Origin of the sequence: Microbacterium sp. NPDC057407 (genome assembly GCF_042803895.1) — a bacterium.
GTDB lineage: Bacteria > Actinomycetota > Actinomycetes > Actinomycetales > Microbacteriaceae > Microbacterium.
In genome coordinates this window covers 799391-814893 of record NZ_JBHVCA010000002.1, presented here as the reverse complement: position 1 = coordinate 814893, position 15503 = coordinate 799391, and the positions used below count along the sequence as shown (strand labels likewise).

General features: G+C 70.4%; 16 protein-coding genes. 7 read left to right on the top strand and 9 right to left on the bottom strand.

Annotated elements, in window-relative coordinates; genetic code table 11:
• The first annotated feature begins 128 nt into the window (after positions 1-128).
• The 3 genes from dapE (at position 129) to ACFUTX_RS08780 (ending at position 2681) form a co-directional block, all read left to right on the top strand.
• The gene (gene dapE, locus ACFUTX_RS08790) at positions 129-1205 is read left to right on the top strand and encodes a succinyl-diaminopimelate desuccinylase (RefSeq protein WP_378862829.1); all 1077 of its coding nucleotides are present in this window, start codon (positions 129-131) and stop codon (positions 1203-1205) included.
• A complete protein-coding gene (locus tag ACFUTX_RS08785) occupies positions 1187-2410 on the top strand; it encodes a hypothetical protein (protein ID WP_378862826.1) in 1224 nt (407 codons plus the stop codon). Before dapE ends, ACFUTX_RS08785 begins: the two co-directional genes overlap by 19 nt.
• Before the next feature lie 97 nt (positions 2411-2507).
• Positions 2508-2681 (top strand): DUF3117 domain-containing protein, encoded by a 174-nt coding sequence (locus tag ACFUTX_RS08780; protein WP_169582164.1) that lies wholly within the window; start codon positions 2508-2510, stop codon positions 2679-2681.
• Between the two features lie 60 nt (positions 2682-2741).
• Here the strand turns inward: ACFUTX_RS08780 and ACFUTX_RS08775 are convergent, their stop codons facing one another.
• Entirely contained in the window at positions 2742-3377 is a 636-nt protein-coding gene (locus tag ACFUTX_RS08775; protein ID WP_378862823.1) for an O-methyltransferase, read from the bottom strand.
• Positions 3378-3448: 71 nt separating this feature from the next.
• Between ACFUTX_RS08775 and ACFUTX_RS08770 the strand changes: the two genes are divergently transcribed.
• Positions 3449-3835: a Sec-independent protein translocase TatB gene (locus ACFUTX_RS08770; RefSeq protein WP_378862820.1), complete on the top strand. Its 387-nt coding sequence runs from the start codon at positions 3449-3451 to the stop codon at positions 3833-3835.
• A gap of 7 nt (positions 3836-3842) precedes the next feature.
• Here the strand turns inward: ACFUTX_RS08770 and ACFUTX_RS08765 are convergent, their stop codons facing one another.
• From ACFUTX_RS08765 to ACFUTX_RS08755, 3 genes are read right to left on the bottom strand one after another with little or no spacing between them, the layout of a single operon-like run.
• Complete coding sequence (locus ACFUTX_RS08765) at positions 3843-4997, bottom strand: Mrp/NBP35 family ATP-binding protein (protein ID WP_378862817.1); 1155 nt, start codon at positions 4995-4997, stop codon at positions 3843-3845.
• A complete protein-coding gene (locus ACFUTX_RS08760) occupies positions 4994-5515 on the bottom strand; it encodes a DUF1003 domain-containing protein (protein ID WP_378862814.1) in 522 nt (173 codons plus the stop codon). The genes ACFUTX_RS08765 and ACFUTX_RS08760 overlap by 4 nt, the downstream gene beginning before the upstream one ends.
• On the bottom strand, positions 5515-6807 hold the full coding sequence (locus tag ACFUTX_RS08755) for a magnesium transporter MgtE N-terminal domain-containing protein (RefSeq protein WP_378862812.1): 1293 nt from the start codon (positions 6805-6807) through the stop codon (positions 5515-5517). Before ACFUTX_RS08755 ends, ACFUTX_RS08760 begins: the two co-directional genes overlap by 1 nt.
• Before the next feature lie 39 nt (positions 6808-6846).
• Between ACFUTX_RS08755 and ACFUTX_RS08750 the strand changes: the two genes are divergently transcribed.
• Positions 6847-7506, top strand: a complete 660-nt coding sequence (locus ACFUTX_RS08750; RefSeq protein WP_378862809.1) for a general stress protein — start codon at positions 6847-6849, stop codon at positions 7504-7506.
• The gene (locus ACFUTX_RS08745; RefSeq protein ID WP_378862806.1) at positions 7506-8201 is read left to right on the top strand and encodes an alpha/beta family hydrolase; all 696 of its coding nucleotides are present in this window, start codon (positions 7506-7508) and stop codon (positions 8199-8201) included. The genes ACFUTX_RS08750 and ACFUTX_RS08745 overlap by 1 nt, the downstream gene beginning before the upstream one ends.
• On the opposite strand, the gene ACFUTX_RS08740 is transcribed toward ACFUTX_RS08745, so the two are convergent.
• Genes ACFUTX_RS08740 through ACFUTX_RS08730 form a run of 3 tightly spaced genes read right to left on the bottom strand, consistent with a single transcriptional unit; the run spans position 8183 to position 12467 of the window.
• Complete coding sequence (locus ACFUTX_RS08740) at positions 8183-9982, bottom strand: gamma-glutamyltransferase family protein (protein WP_378862803.1); 1800 nt, start codon at positions 9980-9982, stop codon at positions 8183-8185. The two genes, ACFUTX_RS08745 and ACFUTX_RS08740, sit on opposite strands and share 19 nt — an antisense overlap.
• On the bottom strand, positions 9979-11406 hold the full coding sequence (locus tag ACFUTX_RS08735) for an aminopeptidase P family protein (protein ID WP_378862800.1): 1428 nt from the start codon (positions 11404-11406) through the stop codon (positions 9979-9981). The genes ACFUTX_RS08740 and ACFUTX_RS08735 overlap by 4 nt, the downstream gene beginning before the upstream one ends.
• A 38-nt stretch (positions 11407-11444) precedes the next feature.
• On the bottom strand, positions 11445-12467 hold the full coding sequence (locus tag ACFUTX_RS08730) for an endonuclease/exonuclease/phosphatase family protein (RefSeq protein WP_378862797.1): 1023 nt from the start codon (positions 12465-12467) through the stop codon (positions 11445-11447).
• A 73-nt stretch (positions 12468-12540) separates the two neighbouring features.
• On the opposite strand from ACFUTX_RS08730, the gene ACFUTX_RS08725 reads away from it, so the two are divergent.
• Positions 12541-13404, top strand: coding sequence for a PHP domain-containing protein (locus ACFUTX_RS08725; protein WP_378862794.1), 864 nt, complete (start codon positions 12541-12543; stop codon positions 13402-13404).
• 4 nt (positions 13405-13408) lie between these two features.
• On the opposite strand, the gene ACFUTX_RS08720 is transcribed toward ACFUTX_RS08725, so the two are convergent.
• Both ACFUTX_RS08720 and ACFUTX_RS08715 read right to left on the bottom strand, forming a co-directional pair.
• A complete protein-coding gene (locus ACFUTX_RS08720) occupies positions 13409-13837 on the bottom strand; it encodes an SHOCT domain-containing protein (protein WP_378862791.1) in 429 nt (142 codons plus the stop codon).
• 142 nt (positions 13838-13979) lie between these two features.
• On the bottom strand, positions 13980-15443 hold the full coding sequence (locus tag ACFUTX_RS08715) for a DEAD/DEAH box helicase (RefSeq protein ID WP_378862788.1): 1464 nt from the start codon (positions 15441-15443) through the stop codon (positions 13980-13982).
• Between the last annotated feature and the right edge of the window lie 60 nt (positions 15444-15503).

Here is a 15503-nt window from a genome sequence, read left to right as displayed (position 1 = left end):
GAGAGTAGGACACCGCCGGACTTCCATTACCGAAATGGCCACCCAACGCAGGGTGGCCATTTCGCGTTAACCCACCACCCACCCACACCGGGAGGTGGGAGCGAGATCGCGCTCGGTAGACTCGAGGGATGCCGGCGCTCGACCTCACCGCATCAGCTGCGGACCTGACACGCACGATCTGCGACATCCCGAGCGTCTCCGACGACGAGACGACGCTCGCCGACCTTATCCACGACGCTGTCAGCGGGCTTCCGCACCTCGAGGTGTACCGGGACGGCGACACCATCGTCGCTCGAACCGATCTCGGGAGCGATCGTCGAGTCGCCATCGCCGGCCACATCGACACGGTGCCGATCAACGGCAACGTCCCCACGCGCAATCTCGATATCGACGGCGAGCCCTACATCTGGGGGCGAGGCACGGTCGACATGAAGGCCGGTGTCGCCGTACAGCTCAAGCTGGCCGCGGAACTCACGACGCCACGGGTCGACGTCACGTGGATGTGGTACGACCACGAGGAGGTCGACGCCGACCGCAACGGCCTCACCCGCCTGGCGAGAACTCGCCCCGACCTCTTCACGGCCGACTTCGCCATTCTCGGTGAGCCGTCGAACGGTCACGTCGAAGGGGGCTGCAATGGCAACCTCCGCGCTCTTGTCCGAACGTCCGGCGTCCGCGCACACAGCGCACGCGCGTGGATCGGTGAGAACGCGATACACAAGGCGGCGCCCGTCCTCGCGCGGTTGGCGGAGTATCGCCCGCGGGATATCCCCGTCGAGGGACTCGTGTACCGCGAGGGACTCAACGCGGTGCGCATCAGCGGCGGCGTCGCGGGTAACGTGATCCCCGACCTCTGCGAGGTAGAGGTGAATTACCGGTTTGCCCCGAGCAGGGATGCCGAAGAAGCTCAGCGCCATGTCCGTGATGTGTTCTCCGGCTTCGACGTCGAGATCGTCGACCTCGCTGTCGGCGCCCGCCCGGGGCTCGACGCGCCGCTGGCCCAGGAGTTCGTCGCGGCGGTCGGAGCCGAGCCGCGTCCGAAGTACGGCTGGACGGATGTGGCGCGGTTCAGCGCTATGGGCGTTCCCGCCGTCAACTACGGTCCGGGTGACCCCCACCTGGCCCATCACGACGAGGAAAGCGTTCCGATCGCGCAGATCGAGGCGGTAGAGCATGGCTTGCGGACGTGGCTGACGGCCGGGTGACCGCTGGCACGGTCCGCCAGCCGGCGTTCGCCGGTATCGCACTGCGCGTCGCGCTGATCTACGTGGTCGCTCGAGTCGTCACGACGGCGTTCCTTGCTATCGCGGCCGAGCTGTCCGGATTCGACTCACGCTTCGGTCCGGAGGCGCAACTCGCCGATCTCGTTCTCGGCTGGGATGCCCGGTGGTACTGGATCGTCGCCGAAACGGGGTATCCCACGGAGCTTCCGCGAACGGATGCGGGAACGGTCGCCGAGAACCAGTGGGCCTTCATGCCCGTGTACGCATACCTCGCGAAGCTGATCGGTCTGCCGTTCGGACACTGGGGCGTGGGGGCGTTCGTGGTCTCGCTCGCCGCCGGGTACGGGGCATCCGTCGCGCTCTTCTGCCTTCTCCGGGAGAGGGTCGACCAGAACGCGGCGATGTGGGCGGTCGCGTTCTTCGCCGCCGGTCCGCTCGCCGCTCTCTTCCAGGTCGGCTATGCGGAGCCGCTCTTCCTGCTGTGGCTGTTCCTCGCCCTGTGGTGCGTGGTGCGGCGACGGTACGCGTGGCTGTATCTTCTGATCCCGCTGATGGGCTACACGAGGCCGGGCGTCTTGGCGTTCGCGCTGTTCCTCGGCCTGTTCGGGATCTGGCGTTTCCTGCGGCGTGACAGCGACCCCCTGAGGCCGCGAGAAGTCGTCCACATCGTCGCTCTCGGCCTGCTCTCGGTCGCCGTCGGGTTCTCGTGGCAGCTGCTCGCCGGCTGGGTGACGGGGGAGCCGGGCGCGTATCTTGCTACCGAGCTCGCGTGGCGACGCAACTGGATCCCCGGCGAAGCGGCCTTCATCCCTTTCGAAGGCTTCGTCAGCGCGAGCGCGTTCTGGTTCGGCTCGGTGTGGGGTCTGCCGGCCGAACTCGGGTACGTCGCGCTCGCGCTCGGCATCATCCTCGTCGCCGGCCTGCTGGCGATCTCGCCTCAGGTGAGGCGGCTGGGGATCGAGATCCGCCTGTGGAGTGCGAGCTATCTTCTCTACTTGCTGCTGGTGTTCTTCCCCCAGTCGAGCATCTTCCGACTGCTGCTGCCGCTGTCGCCCCTGTGGGGTGCGGTCGCGCTTCCTCGGTCGACGCCGTGGCGGGCCGGGGTTCTGGCGGCATGCCTCGTTGGGCAGTGGTGGTGGATCTATAACATGTACGCGCTGGGGAATGCGATCTGGCAGATCCCTTGAGGGTCGCCCGGGATGGCGCATTCCCCGCGCGGCGCTCCGCGAGTCGTGCCCTCACGATAAACTTGATGATGCAGACCATCGATGAAAGGGAGCCGCAATGGCAGCCATGAAGCCGAGAACCGGAGACGGGCCGATGGAGGCCGTGAAGGAGGGGCGACTCATCATCGTGCGCGTGCCGCTCGAGGGTGGCGGTCGTCTCGTCGTCTCCGTCAACGACGCAGAGGCGAAGGAGCTCTACGACGTTCTGGGTGGAGTCGTCAGCGCAGCCTGAGGCACATTCGCTCCGCAGAACGGCCGGTCGGAAGACCGGCCGTTCTGCGTGTCGTGACCCTCAGTCCGACGCGACAGTCGTGAGTTGCAGGAGCCCCTCGCCCACGATCGACAGTGCGCCGATCACAGCGGGGGAGGACTGCGTCTCCTGGATCAGCGAGCGGAACGCGGTCGTGACGGGATCGCGTCGAACCGGGTCGGCCACAGCTCCGCCGGCCAGCACGCGGGGCACGAGGACGGTCCCCCCGGCTCGAACCAGTCGAAGCCCGTGCTCGACATACTCGATCACGCCATCGGCATCGGCATCGACGAGAACGATGTCGTACGAGGCTTCGTTCATGCGGGGGAGGACGTCGGACGCGCGACCGGTGATGAACCGGGCTCGAGCCGGCGGGATCCGCGCGGCGGCGAAAGCCTGCCGAGCGGCGCCGAGATGCTCGGGCTCCTTGTCGATGGTCGTGAGCGTCGCTCGCGGCGACCCGTGGAGCAGCCACAGCCCCGAAACTCCCGCCCCGGTGCCGATCTCGACGATGTTGAGAGCCTGTGACGCCGCGGCGATGACCGCGCACTGGGCACCGATCGGCGGACTGATCGGCGCGGCACCCAGTTCCAGAGCGTGGGCGCGGGCGCGAGCGATGTGATCGGGCTCGACGATCGCCTCGGCAGCGAACCTCTGATTCGCGTTCTGCTCTCCCATCGCATTCCTCCGCGTTCAGCCTACGTGGCGGGTGTGCGCTTGCCGCTCAGGCGCGGCGGTAACCTGATGTCATGTTCTTCGGCCTCACGATCGAGAAGCTGCTGCTGATCGGACTGATCGCAGCGTTGATCGTCGGCCCGGAACGCCTTCCCCGTTACGCCGAGTCGCTGGCGACCTTCACGCGGCGCGCGCGGGACTGGATCTCATCGGCGAAGACCCGGGTGCGCGAAGAGATGGGGGAGGACTTCGACGACGTCGACTGGCGCACCCTCGACCCGCGGCAGTACGACCCCCGTCGCATCATCCGCGAGGCGCTCCTCGATGACGCTCCCGTGCCGACGGTGCGGGCCGCTCAGGCGGGCGCGGCGGTCGCGGCGACGGGCGACAAGCCACCGGTGCGGTCACCGTTCCGAGGCCCGCAGGACAGCCCCGCGCCGTTCGACTCCGAGGCGACCTGACGACCGGTCAGCGGGTGCGCAGCGGCAGGGCGCGCCCGGACAGGCCACGCGGTTCCGCGACGATCGCGTCAGCGACGCGGCCGATCGCGATCGAAGCCGGATCCTCGGGGTGTGCGACCACGGCGGGAACTCCGGCGTCCGCGTCCGCGCGAAGCTGCGGGCTGAGCGGCACGGAAGCGAGGAGCGGGACCGGGGTGCCGGCATCCGTGAGCGCGGCAGCCACGGCGGCACCGCCGCCGGAGCCGAAGAGGTCGAACGCGGTGCCGTCCGGCAACGTCATCGCGGCCATGTTCTCGACGACGCCGACGACCCGCTGACCGGTCTGCCGGGCGACCAGGCCGCTGCGCACCGCGACGTCCGCTGCCGCGGCCTGCGGGGTGGTCACGACCAGCACGTCGGCGTTGGGCAGGAGCTGCCCGACGGAGATCGCCACGTCTCCGGTGCCCGGCGGCATGTCCAGCAGCAGCACGTCCAGATCTCCGAAGTAGACGTCCGTCAGGAACTGCTGCACCGTTCGATGCAGCATCGGTCCCCGCCACGCGACGGCCCCGAGGGGCGCCTCGCCGGCGCCGCGGCGGAGGAACATGCCGATCGAGATGACCTTCACCCCGTAGGCGACGGGTGGGAGCATGAGGTCGTCGATGCGCGTGGGCTGCGGCACGGCGCCGTCGGCGTCGACCAGACCCAGCAGCGGGGGGATGGAGAAGCCGTGCACGTCCGCGTCGACCAGACCCACGGCGAGGCCGCGGGCAGCGAGTGCGACTGCCAGATTCGCGGTCACGCTCGATTTGCCGACGCCCCCCTTGCCGCTCGTGACGGCGATCACGCGGGTCAGGGTGCCGGGACCGAGCGGCATCTCGCGCGCGGCTCGACCGCCGCGCAGGCGTTCGGTGAGCGCCTGCCTTTCCTGCGGCGACATCACGCCGACGGCCACGTCGACCGCCGTGACCCCGGGAACGGATGCCGCGGCCGCGCGCACGTCGGATTCGATGCGCTGCGCGGCCGGGCACCCGACGATGGTCAGCGCGATGCCGACTCGCGCGATGCCGTCGGCGAACGCGATGTCGCGGAGCATGTCGAGCTCGGCGATCGGACGACGCAGCTCGGGGTCGATGACAGCGCCGACCGCCCTGCGCACCGCGTCCGCAGTGGGGTCGGTCATCGGACTCGACCGTCGTCGTCGCGCTGCTCCAGCTTCTCGAGCAGCGTGCGAAGCTCGGCGCGCAGCACCTCCTTGGTGACGACCTCCTCGGAGTAGTCGCTGACCGCCATGCGGAGGGCGACGACCTCTCGTGCGAGGTACTCCGTGTCGGCCAGGTTCCGCTCCGCGCGCTGGCGGTCCTGCTCGATCTGCACGCGGTCGCGGTCGTCCTGCCGGTTCTGGGCGAGCAGGATCAGCGGGGCCGCATACGACGCCTGCAGCGAGAGGATGAGCGTCAGCAGGGTGAAGTTGGTCGCGGCGGGGTCGAACTGCAGCTGCGGCGGTGCCCAGATGTTCCAGCTGAGCCACAGCAGCACGAAGATCGTCATGCCGAGCAGGAACCCCGAGGTGCCCATGGCGCGTGCGAACGCCTCGGAGAAGCGCCCGAAGCGGTCCCTGGACGGCTGGGGGGTGCGCTGCAGCATGCCGCCGCGGCCGCGGGGCGCGTCGAGAGCAGGCGTGCGAGACGAGCGTGCCATCAGCGCCTCCGCGAGATGGTCGCCGTGCCGGTGGGAGCGGATGCCGCAGCCGCCGTCTCGCCGTCGTGGGATCGCCAGTCATCGGGCAGCAGGTAGTCGAGGACGTCGTCGATGCTGACCGCGCCGACGAGCCGGTGCGCCTGGTCCACCACCGGCACCGAGACGAGGTTGTAGCTGGCGAGGAGCCGCGCGACCTCCGCTGCGGTCGCGGATGCCGGTACCGGGTCGAGGGTGTCGTCGATGATGGCGCCGAGACGCTCGTGCGGCGGATAGCGCAGCATCCGCTGGAAGTGCACGGTGCCCAGCAGCCGCCCGGTGGGCGTCTCGTACGGCGGGAGGGTGATGAACACCGCGGCCGCGAGGGCGGGGTGCAGCTCGTGCCGGCGGATCAGCGCCAGGGCCTCGGCGACCGTGGCATCGGCCGACAGGACGATCGGCTCGCTGGTCATGAGACCGCCGGCGGTGTCGGGCCCGTACTTCAGCAGCGCGCGGACATCTTCGGCTTCTTCCGGCTCCATCAGCTCGAGAAGCTCCTCGGATCGCTCCTCCGGGAGCTGCCCGAGGAGGTCGGCGGCGTCGTCGGGCTCCATCGCATCGAGGATGTCGGCGGCGCGCTCGTCGCCGAGGGCTTCGAGGATGTGAACCTGCTCCTCCTCGGGCATCTCCTCGAGCGCGTCGGCGAGGCGGTCGTCGGGAAGCTCCTCCGCGACCTCGATGAGACGCTCTTCGGGCAGATCGAGGAGAGTGTTGGCGAGATCGGCGGGCTTCAGGTCGGAGTAGGTCGCGACGAGCTGCTCGGCGGACTGCGCCTCGCCGGGGCTCTGGTTCTCGCGCACGTCGTTCCAGCTCGCGAACGTGGTCGGCCCCTTCGCGAACGGCGAGGCGCTGGTTCGCGGCCGCCGGAGGAACAGCTGGCCGACGTCCCACTCGCCGAGGCGGTTGCGCTCGATCGCGACATCCTCGATGACGGCCGTCCCCGACCCGTCCTTCAGGTACACCTTGCGTCCGAGCAGCTCGGCCATGACCCGCACCTCGCCGCCGCGCTGCTGGAAGCGGCGCACGTTGATGAGGCCGGTCGTGATGACCTGGCCCGTGGCGATCGAGGTGACGCGACCGATCGAGACGAACACGTGGCGGCGCCCGGGAATCTCGACGACGAGTCCGATCACGCGCGGGGGATCGTCTTTGCGGAAGATCACGACGACGTCGCGGACCTTGCCCAGGCGGTCGCCGGCGGGGTCGAAGACGAAGCACCCGGTCAGGCGCGCGACGAAAACCCTCTGCGTGCTCACTGTCCCAGCGTAGTCCGGACACCGTGGGAGGATGGGGAGATGACCATGATGGGCGGACGGTTCCCGCAGGGTTCTGACGAGGTGGGCCAGACGGTCGCGAACTTCCCCACGTACGAGGCGGCGCAGAAGGCCGTTTCGTCGCTCATCGCCGGGGACGTTCCCGCCCGCGACATCGCAATCGTCGGCCAGGGGCTGCGGTCGGTCGAGCGGGTGACGGGCCGGCTCGGCTACGCGTCGGCGGCGCGTTCGGGAGCGATCAACGGCTTGCTGCTGGGACTGCTGTTCTCGGCCATCCTCGTGATCGGGTCGCCGTCGGTCCCGATCCAAGCCTTCGTGGGGGTGCTCTTCGTGGGCATCGCCATCGGCATGCTGCTGAGCATCGTCACGTACTCGTTCGTGCGCCGTCGTCGCGACTATGCATCGGTGATGCAGGTCGTCGCCGACCACTACGACGTCACCGTGACGGCGTCCAGCATCCATCGCGCGCGGCAGATCCTGGGGTCCTCCCCAGCGGCGACGGAGCAGCGCCATCACACCGCCCCCGAAGAGTCCGCCTCCGAGCCGCCTCGGTACGGGGAGCGCGTGGCCCCCGCCGATCCCGACCGGGCGCAGCCCGAAGCCCCCCGCTCGGCTGGCGATGAGGGCACCGACTCGCCTGCCGGCGACGCCGCCGCTTCCGGCCCCGCGTCCGACCGCTGATGTCCCTCCCGGAGGAGGATCTGCGGGTCACCGTCGATCTCCCCAGCGGCCCGGCCGCCGTGTCTGCGGCTGTCGCCCGACCTGACGAGCCGTGGGCTCTCGCGGCCGTCGCGCACGGCGCAGGCGCCGGGTACCGGCATCCGTTCTTCGACGGGTTCGTCGCTGGCCTGTACGGGGCCGGCATCGCGACGATCCGGTTCAACTTCCCATACGTCGAGGCGGGAAGACGGATGCCGGGGCCCGCTGCGCACGCCGTCGCGACGTGGGCGGCGGTCGCGGCTGCGGCGAGCCGCCTCGAACCCGCCCTTCCCGTCTGGGCGGCGGGCAAGTCGTACGGCGGCCGGATGGCGTCGATGGCGGCGGCGCAGGACGCCATCGCGCCGGCGGGTCTCGTCTATCTGGGGTATCCGCTCCACCCGCCGGGGAGCCCCGACAAGGCGCGCACCGCGCACCTTCCCGACATCCGACAGCCGCAGCTGTTCCTCGAAGGGACGAACGATCCCTTCATCGACCCCCACGATCAGCTCGTCCGCGCCGTATCGTCGTGCCAGGACGCCGAGATCATCTGGGTGGACGGCGGCGGGCACTCCTTCGAGGTCAAGGGGCGCAGGCGGTCAGCGGCCGAGGTCGGCGCGGAGATCGCCTCCCTGGTGGCCGGGTGGATGCGAGGGCGCAGTCAGCGCCCGGCCGCGTAGCCCTGCATGCCTCGCGGGTTCGCCGCTGCCCACAGCACGCCGGTGTCGGCGTCGCGTCCCACTGCGGACACCCGCCCGAGCGACCACGAGCCCGCGCGCGTCACTGCGTGGCCGCGGCGCTCGAGTCCGTCGATCACCGCGTCGCCCAGCCGATCCTCGACCACGGCGCCCGCGGGCGTCCAGGTGCGTGGCCAGAAGGACTCCGGCATCGCCGTCGTGTGGAGCGCGGGGGCGTCGATCGCCTCCTGCGGCGAGTAGCCACCCACGATCATCCGCAGCAGTGCCAGCAACTGCCACTGATCCTGCTGGTCGCCGCCGGGCGACCCGATAGCGAACTCGGGCGCCCCGCCGCGAAGCACGAGCGTCGGTGTCAGCGTCGTGCGCGGGCGTCGGCCCGGCTGCAGGGAGGACGGGCTCCCGGGCTCGAGCCAGGTCATCTGCAGCCGCGTCCCGAGGCAGAAACCCAGAGAAGGGATGGCGGGCGACGACTGGAGCCATCCACCGGACGGCGTCGCCGAGACGATGTTGCCCCAGCGGTCGATGACGTCGAGGTGACACGTGTCGCCGCGCGTCTGGCCGGTTCGCGAGACCGTGGGCTCGCCGGTCGACGCCGGCACCCCCGCCGAAGCCGTGCGCAGGGGCGGGTGGAACGGCGTCCGGCCGCCGGGCGACCCCGGCCGGAACTCGGGCGAGGCGCTGTCGGAGATCAGTTCCCGACGCGACGCCAGGTAGTCCTCGGCGAGGAGGGCATCGAGATCGACCTCGGAGTCGCCGAACCAGGCGTCACGATCGGCCAGTGCGAGCTTCTGCGCCTCGAGGACGGTATGGGCGCCGGCCTCGGTGGCCGGGTCGAGCAGGCCGTCGTCGAGGGGCTCGAGGATGGCCAAGGTCTGCAGGAGAGCCGGCCCCTGCGTCCACGGGCCGGCCTTCGCGATCGTGCGACCTCGGAAGGTGCGGGTGACAGCCGCCTCGTACCCGGCTTCGAAGGCCGCGAAGTCGTCGACGGTGATCACACCCGCGTGGATGCCGCCGGTCGAGTGACGGTGCGGCTGCGCGGCGAAGGCCGTCGCCTCCTGCGCCACCCGCCCGGACCTCCACTCGCGGCGGGCGGAATCGATGCGAGCGGCGCGGCCGACGGGCCCGTCGTCGCGGACCGTGCACGATGCGTGGATGAGCTCGTCCAGGACCTCCGCGTAGGCGGGGTTCCGCACCACGTCGCCCGCCGCGGGGGGCGTGCCGTCCGGCATCCACAGGTCGCGCGAGGTGGTCCAGTCGTCGCGGAAGAGCGAAGCGACCCGGCCGATGGTGGCGGCCGCCTGTGCGACGATCGGATGACCGTCCCGCGCGTACCCGATCGCATAGGCCAGGACGTCGGAGAGCTCCCAGGTCCCATGGTCGCGCAGCAGCAGGAGCCACGCGTCGACCGCGCCGGGAACGGCGGCCGCGAGCGCGCCCGAGCCCGGTACGAGCTGCAGTCCCTCATCTCGGAAGTGCTCCCGAGAAGCGCCTGCGGGGGCCGGGCCCTGTCCCATGAGGACTGTCGGGGACGCGGCATCCGCCGTCTGGAAGATCCCGACGAGATCGCCGCCCGGCCCGTTCAGATGGGGCTCGACGACGTGGAGCACGAAAGCCGCCGCGACGGAGGCGTCGAAGGCGTTGCCGCCTCGTTCCAGCACGGCCTGGGCGGTCGCCGTCGCGAGCCAGTGCGTGGAGGCCGCCATCCCGAACGTGCCCGACAGCGTCGGACGGGTGGTGAACCCCGGCGGGGGAGTGAAGCTCACGCGGACAGCCGCGCGATCCAGGCCTCGACCTCGTCGGCCGTGCGCGGGATTCCGGCGGACAGGTTCACCGGACCACGATCGGTCATGAGGATGTCGTCCTCGATGCGCACGCCGATGCCCCGGTACTCCTCGGGAACGGTGAGGTCGTCGATCTGGAAGTACAGGCCGGGCTCGATGGTGAACACCATGCCGGGCTCGAGGAGGCCGTCGTAGTACATGTCGCGGCGCGCCTGCGCGCAGTCGTGGACGTCGATGCCGAGGTGGTGACTCGTGCCGTGGACCATGTACCGGCGGTGGTGCCCGCCGCGGTCGGCGTCGAGCGCCTCCTGTGCGGTCACCGGGAGCAGGCCCCACTCGGCGACACGCGTCGCGATGACCTGCATCGCGGCCTCGTGGATCGAGCGGAATCTCACCCCGGGTCGCGCCGCGGCGAAGGCCGCGTCGGCCGCCTCACGAACGGTCTCGTAGATGCGGCGCTGGATCTCGGTGAAGCGTCCGTTCACCGGCAGCGTGCGGGTGATGTCGGCGGTGTAGAGGCTGTCGACCTCGGCGCCCGCGTCGATGAGGATGAGGTCGCCCGGAACCACCGCGCCGTCGTTGCGGGTCCAGTGCAGATAGCACGCGTGAGGGCCGGATGCCGCGATCGTGTCGTAGCCGACGGCGTTGCCGTCGCTGCGTGCCCGCCGATGGAAGACCCCCTCGACGATGCGCTCGCCGCGCGGATGGGCGATGACCGACGGGAGGTGTGCGACGATGTCGTCGAATCCGTGCGCCGTCACCTCGACGGCCAGCTTCATCTGCTCGATCTCGTAGTCGTCTTTGACGAGGCGCAGCTCGGAGACGAACCGGGTCAGATCGTCGTCCTCGTCGAGCACCAGGTCGTCTTCTCGCCGCTCGAAGTCGTCGACGTGGGCGGTGGCGATGCCGAGGTCGGCGGCCACGCCCTCGAGCGCGGGACGCGGGCCGATCCAGAACTCGCCGATCGAGGCATCCGAGTAGAACTCCGAGGTGGTGCGGTCGGCGCGCTCCCGGAAGTACAGGGTGACGTCGTGGCCGCTCCCGCCCTCTCGCGGCTCGAAGACGAGCACCGCGCCGGGCTCGGCGTCGGAGGCCCACCCCGTGAGATGCGAGAACGCGGAATGGGCGCGGAACGGGTAGTCGGTGTCGTTGCTGCGCTGCTTGAGCTCACCGGCGGGGAGGACGAGGCGCCGGCCGGGGAACGCCGACGACACGGCATCGCGGCGCGCGGCGGTGAAGGCGGACTGCTCACGGGCGGGGGGAGTGCTCTCGGGGCGGTCCGCCCAGCCCTGCGAAATCGTGTCGAGGAACCCCTGGCCGTAGGGCTGGCGCCGGTTGGTGCTCGTCGAGACAGGCGTCTCGGTGCCGGTGCTCGCGATCGTGTCGCTGTCGCCTGTGGTGCTCATGCCTCCAGTCTGGCACGCGAGGCCGACACCGGGAGGGCTCAGCCCACGGGCTCCAGCTGGACGATCAGCGGCCGGTGATCCGATCCCGACTCGTCCATGGAGCGGAGGACGAGCGAACCGGTCGCCTCCCACTGCGACGTCGTCATGACGTGATCGATCGGGGTGCCGAAGAACGCCGGGATCGATGCCGACCACGTGCCGCTGGCCCCGTTGCCGGTCGCGATCGCGGCATCGCTGCATCGTCCGAGCGAGCCGCCGCCGACGCCGAGACCGGTCATGTGGTCGACGGTCGCGTTGAAATCGCCGGCCATGATGACGTTGCCTCCGGCGCACTGGTCGGCCAGCCACCGCAGATCGTCGCGCCACTCCTGCATGTAGCTGGGGCGCGGCGCGACGGCGTGAGCGGCCACCACGATCGGACCGTCGCCGCTCGTCGGCATGGCCACCGCGCTGGGCACGGTGGAGGTGTTGCTCGTTCCGTCGACGGAGGACTCGATCACGGCGTAGTCGCCCAGATCGGGGGAGATCAGGAGCGTCGTGGAGCCGGCATCCCACTCCGTCGATGGGTCTTCGGCGTGATGCGCCCACATGCGGTGTCCGAGGTCGCGCATCGCGACGGCCACCTGCTCACCCGTCTCGATCGTGGTCTCGGGCAGCGCCACGATGTCAGCGTCCATGGCGACCGCGATCTTCGCGATCGTCTCGGGGGGAGTCGCCGGACCGGCGGTGTTCCACGTCATCACCCGGATGGACGTCTCGGTCTTCGCCGGAAGCGCGTCCGTACCGAGGCCGCCGCGCCCGGCCAGGATCGCGCCGTTGGCGATGGCGGCGACGCCCGCGACGAGGGCGATCGACAGAGCGAAGGCGCGCAGGGGACGGGCGACGGCGATCAGCAGCGCGAGCACCGCCAGTGCGGCGAAGGCGGCCGCGAGCACACCGCGGAACGACACGATCTGCGCCACGGGGAAGAAGCGCTCCACGCGGAAGAAGCCGGGCCAGGTGAGCACCGCGGCACCAATGGCGCACAGCACGGTGACGAGGATCCCGAGCAGGCGAAGCACGACGCGACTCTATGCGAGCAGTCTGGGAGATCGGTCAGCACGAGCGCGGATGTCGCCACGCTAATCTCGAAGGATGCCGGGACCGCAGCGCTTCGCAGGGCCGAGCGATCTGCACCTGCACTCCGTCCACTCCGACGGGACCGAGTCACCGGCTCAGGTCATGGCGGCGGCGCACCGTCACGGGCTGCGCACGGTCGCCCTCACCGACCACGATACGACCTCCGGCTGGGCCGAGGCGGCCGAAGCCGCGTCCTCGCTCGACATGACGTTCCTCCCAGGGATGGAGCTCTCCGCTCGGCACGAGTGGCGCAGCGTGCACGTGCTGGCCTACCTCGTCGACCCCGACCACGCCGGCCTTCGGGCCATGACCGACCGCATCCGGTCATCGCGGCTCGACCGCGCGCGGCGGATGGCGGACCGCATCTCGCGCGACTACGACCTGGCGTGGGAGGACATCGTCGCCCAGACCACCGCCGGGGCGACGGTCGGCCGCCCGCACATCGCCGACGCCCTGGTCGCCCGCGGACTCGTGCGAGACCGCTCGGAGGCCTTCGCGGGCATCCTCAGCCCTCGCGGCGACTACTACGTCGCCCTCTACGCGCCCGACCCCGTCACGGCTGTCGAGCTCGTCGTCGGGGCCGGTGGCGTCCCCGTCATCGCGCATCCCGCCGGTCGGGCGGGCCTGCTCCCGGCGCCTCTCCTCGAGCGGATGCTGGCGGCCGGACTGGCCGGCTTCGAGCTCGGGCACCGCGAGAACGTCGAGCCCGCGCTGCGCACCCTGCGGCGGCTCGTGGCCGAACGGGACCTGATCGTCACGGGCTCCAGCGACTATCACGGGCTCGGCAAGCCGAATCGTCCTGGGGAGCACACCACCGATGACGCGATGGTCGAACGCATCATCGACCGGGGGACGGGAAGCGCCCCGGTCTACCCGTGATGCCTCAGGCCAGCGCTTTGGCCTTGATCGCGTCGTATTCGGCCTGCGAGATGGTCCCGGCGTCGAGGAGGGCCTTCGCCTTGGCGATCTCGTCGGACGGGCTGGGGCGGCTGGCGACCTGCTTGATGTAGGCGTCCTGCGCCTCCTGGACCTGCCGCGCCTCTGCCGCGCCGCGGCGGGCCATGCCGTTCCCGCGGGCGATGAGGTAGACGAGGAGGGTCAGGAAGGGGACGAAGATCAGGAAGATGAACCAGACCGCCTTCCACCAGCCGCTGAGCTCGTGGTCGCGGAAGAGGTCGCTGATCACCGCGAAGAGCGCGAACAGGTACGCGACGAAGACGAACACCCACAGGAACCACCAGATGAGGTCCCCGAGGGAGCCCCAGAAGCCCTGGTACTCGTAGCCGTTCGTCAGAGCGTCGATGAGTCGCACGATGAGTGCCTTTCTGATGCGAGGTGGCGACGCGGGACGCGCCGTCTGCGATCAAGATAGCGGCAGGATCGCGCGGGATCACGCGATTGCGACATGTTTCGCGCGCTCGCGCGGCGAGACGGCCCGGGGCGACGGCGGCGCGTCAGGCGGTGACCGGTGCGCCGCTCCCGCCGGATCCGCCGCGACGGCGCCGGCGGCGCCGGGGCGCGGGCTTGCCGTCGTGGTGCTCCCGTCCACCGCCGTCGTGAGTGCCCCCGCCGTCGGCGGCGCGGGCCGCCTGCTCGCGCGGAGTGCCCGCGTCCGCCTCGCCGCTCGAGCTCGAACCCGACCGGCGGCGCCGACGCCGACGGGTCGAGCCCTCCGCCTCGGAGTCGCCCTGGGCGGGGGTCTCCTGGGTCTTCACGGCCTGGGTCTTGGGAGCGGTCGCGATGCGTCCCTTCGTCCCGGCCGGGATGTCGAGATCGGTGTAGAGGTGAGGGCTCGATGAGTAGGTCTCGGTCGGCTCGGGCTGCCCGAACTCGAGAGCCCGGTTGATGAGCGCCCACTTGTGCAGGTCGTCCCAGTCCACGAACGTCACCGCGATTCCGGTCTTCCCGGCGCGCCCGGTGCGGCCCGCCCGGTGCAGGTACGTCTTCTCGTCGTCGGGGATGGTGTGGTTGATCACGTGAGTGACGTCGTCCACGTCGATGCCGCGGGCGGCGACATCCGTGGCGATCAGCACGTCCCGCTTGCCCGCCTTGAAGGCGGCCATCGAGCGCTCCCGCGCTTCCTGGCTCATGTCGCCGTGGACCGCCGCCGCGTTGAACCCGCGATCACCGAGCTCGTCGACCAGCTTCTGCGCCGCGCGCTTGGTGCGGGTGAAGATCACGGTCTTGCCGCGACCCTCGGCCTGGAGGATGCGGGCGATGACCTCGTCCTTGTCGAGCGAGTGCGCCCGATAGACCAGGTGGCGGATGTTCGCCTGGGTCAGGCCCTCGTCGGGGTCGGTCGCGCGGATGTGGATGGGGTTGGTCATGAACCGCCGCGCGAGGGCGACGATCGGCCCGGGCATGGTGGCCGAGAACAGCTGGGTGTGACGGACGGCGGGGACCTTCTGGAAGATCTTCTCGATGTCGGCGAGGAAGCCGAGGTCGAGCATCTTGTCGGCCTCGTCGAGGACGACCTCGACGGCTTTGGACAGGTCGAGCAGGCGCTGGTTGTTGAGATCGATGAGGCGACCGGGCGTGCCGACGACGATCTGTGCTCCCGCCTTGAGCTGGTCGATCTGCCCCTCATACGCCTTGCCCCCGTAGATCGCCACGACGCTCGTGGAGCGGTTGGAGGTGAGCATGTCCATGTCTTCGTAGACCTGCACCGCCAGTTCGCGCGTGGGAACGACGATCAGCGCCTGCACGCCGGGCGCCGGGTTGTGCCCCAGCCGCTGCACGACGGGGATGCCGAACCCGAAGGTCTTGCCGGTGCCCGTCTTGGCCTGGCCGATGATGTCCTGACCGGGGAGGCCGAGCGGGATGGTCTGCTCCTGGATGGGGAACGCATCGACGATTCCCCGAGCGGAGAGTGCATCGACGATGTCCTGGTCCACGCCGAGTTCGGCGAAGGTCGTCACGATATGAGCCTGTCCGGCAGTGAGACGCTGCCTGGTCCGTGCCCTGGCGCGGCGGACTGC

What these genes read in the sequence shown, in the direction of transcription:
- dapE (WP_378862829.1), top strand. Translation starts at nt 129, where the DNA reads ATGCCGGCGCTCGACCTCACCGCATCAGCTGCGGACCTGACACGCACG.
- ACFUTX_RS08780 (WP_169582164.1), top strand. Translation starts at nt 2,508, where the DNA reads ATGGCAGCCATGAAGCCGAGAACCGGAGACGGGCCGATGGAGGCCGTG.
- ACFUTX_RS08775 (WP_378862823.1), bottom strand. Translation starts at nt 3,377, where the DNA reads ATGGGAGAGCAGAACGCGAATCAGAGGTTCGCTGCCGAGGCGATCGTC.
- ACFUTX_RS08770 (WP_378862820.1), top strand. Translation starts at nt 3,449, where the DNA reads ATGTTCTTCGGCCTCACGATCGAGAAGCTGCTGCTGATCGGACTGATC.
- ACFUTX_RS08765 (WP_378862817.1), bottom strand. Translation starts at nt 4,997, where the DNA reads ATGACCGACCCCACTGCGGACGCGGTGCGCAGGGCGGTCGGCGCTGTC.
- ACFUTX_RS08760 (WP_378862814.1), bottom strand. Translation starts at nt 5,515, where the DNA reads ATGGCACGCTCGTCTCGCACGCCTGCTCTCGACGCGCCCCGCGGCCGC.
- ACFUTX_RS08750 (WP_378862809.1), top strand. Translation starts at nt 6,847, where the DNA reads ATGACCATGATGGGCGGACGGTTCCCGCAGGGTTCTGACGAGGTGGGC.
- ACFUTX_RS08745 (WP_378862806.1), top strand. Translation starts at nt 7,506, where the DNA reads ATGTCCCTCCCGGAGGAGGATCTGCGGGTCACCGTCGATCTCCCCAGC.
- ACFUTX_RS08735 (WP_378862800.1), bottom strand. Translation starts at nt 11,406, where the DNA reads ATGAGCACCACAGGCGACAGCGACACGATCGCGAGCACCGGCACCGAG.
- ACFUTX_RS08725 (WP_378862794.1), top strand. Translation starts at nt 12,541, where the DNA reads ATGCCGGGACCGCAGCGCTTCGCAGGGCCGAGCGATCTGCACCTGCAC.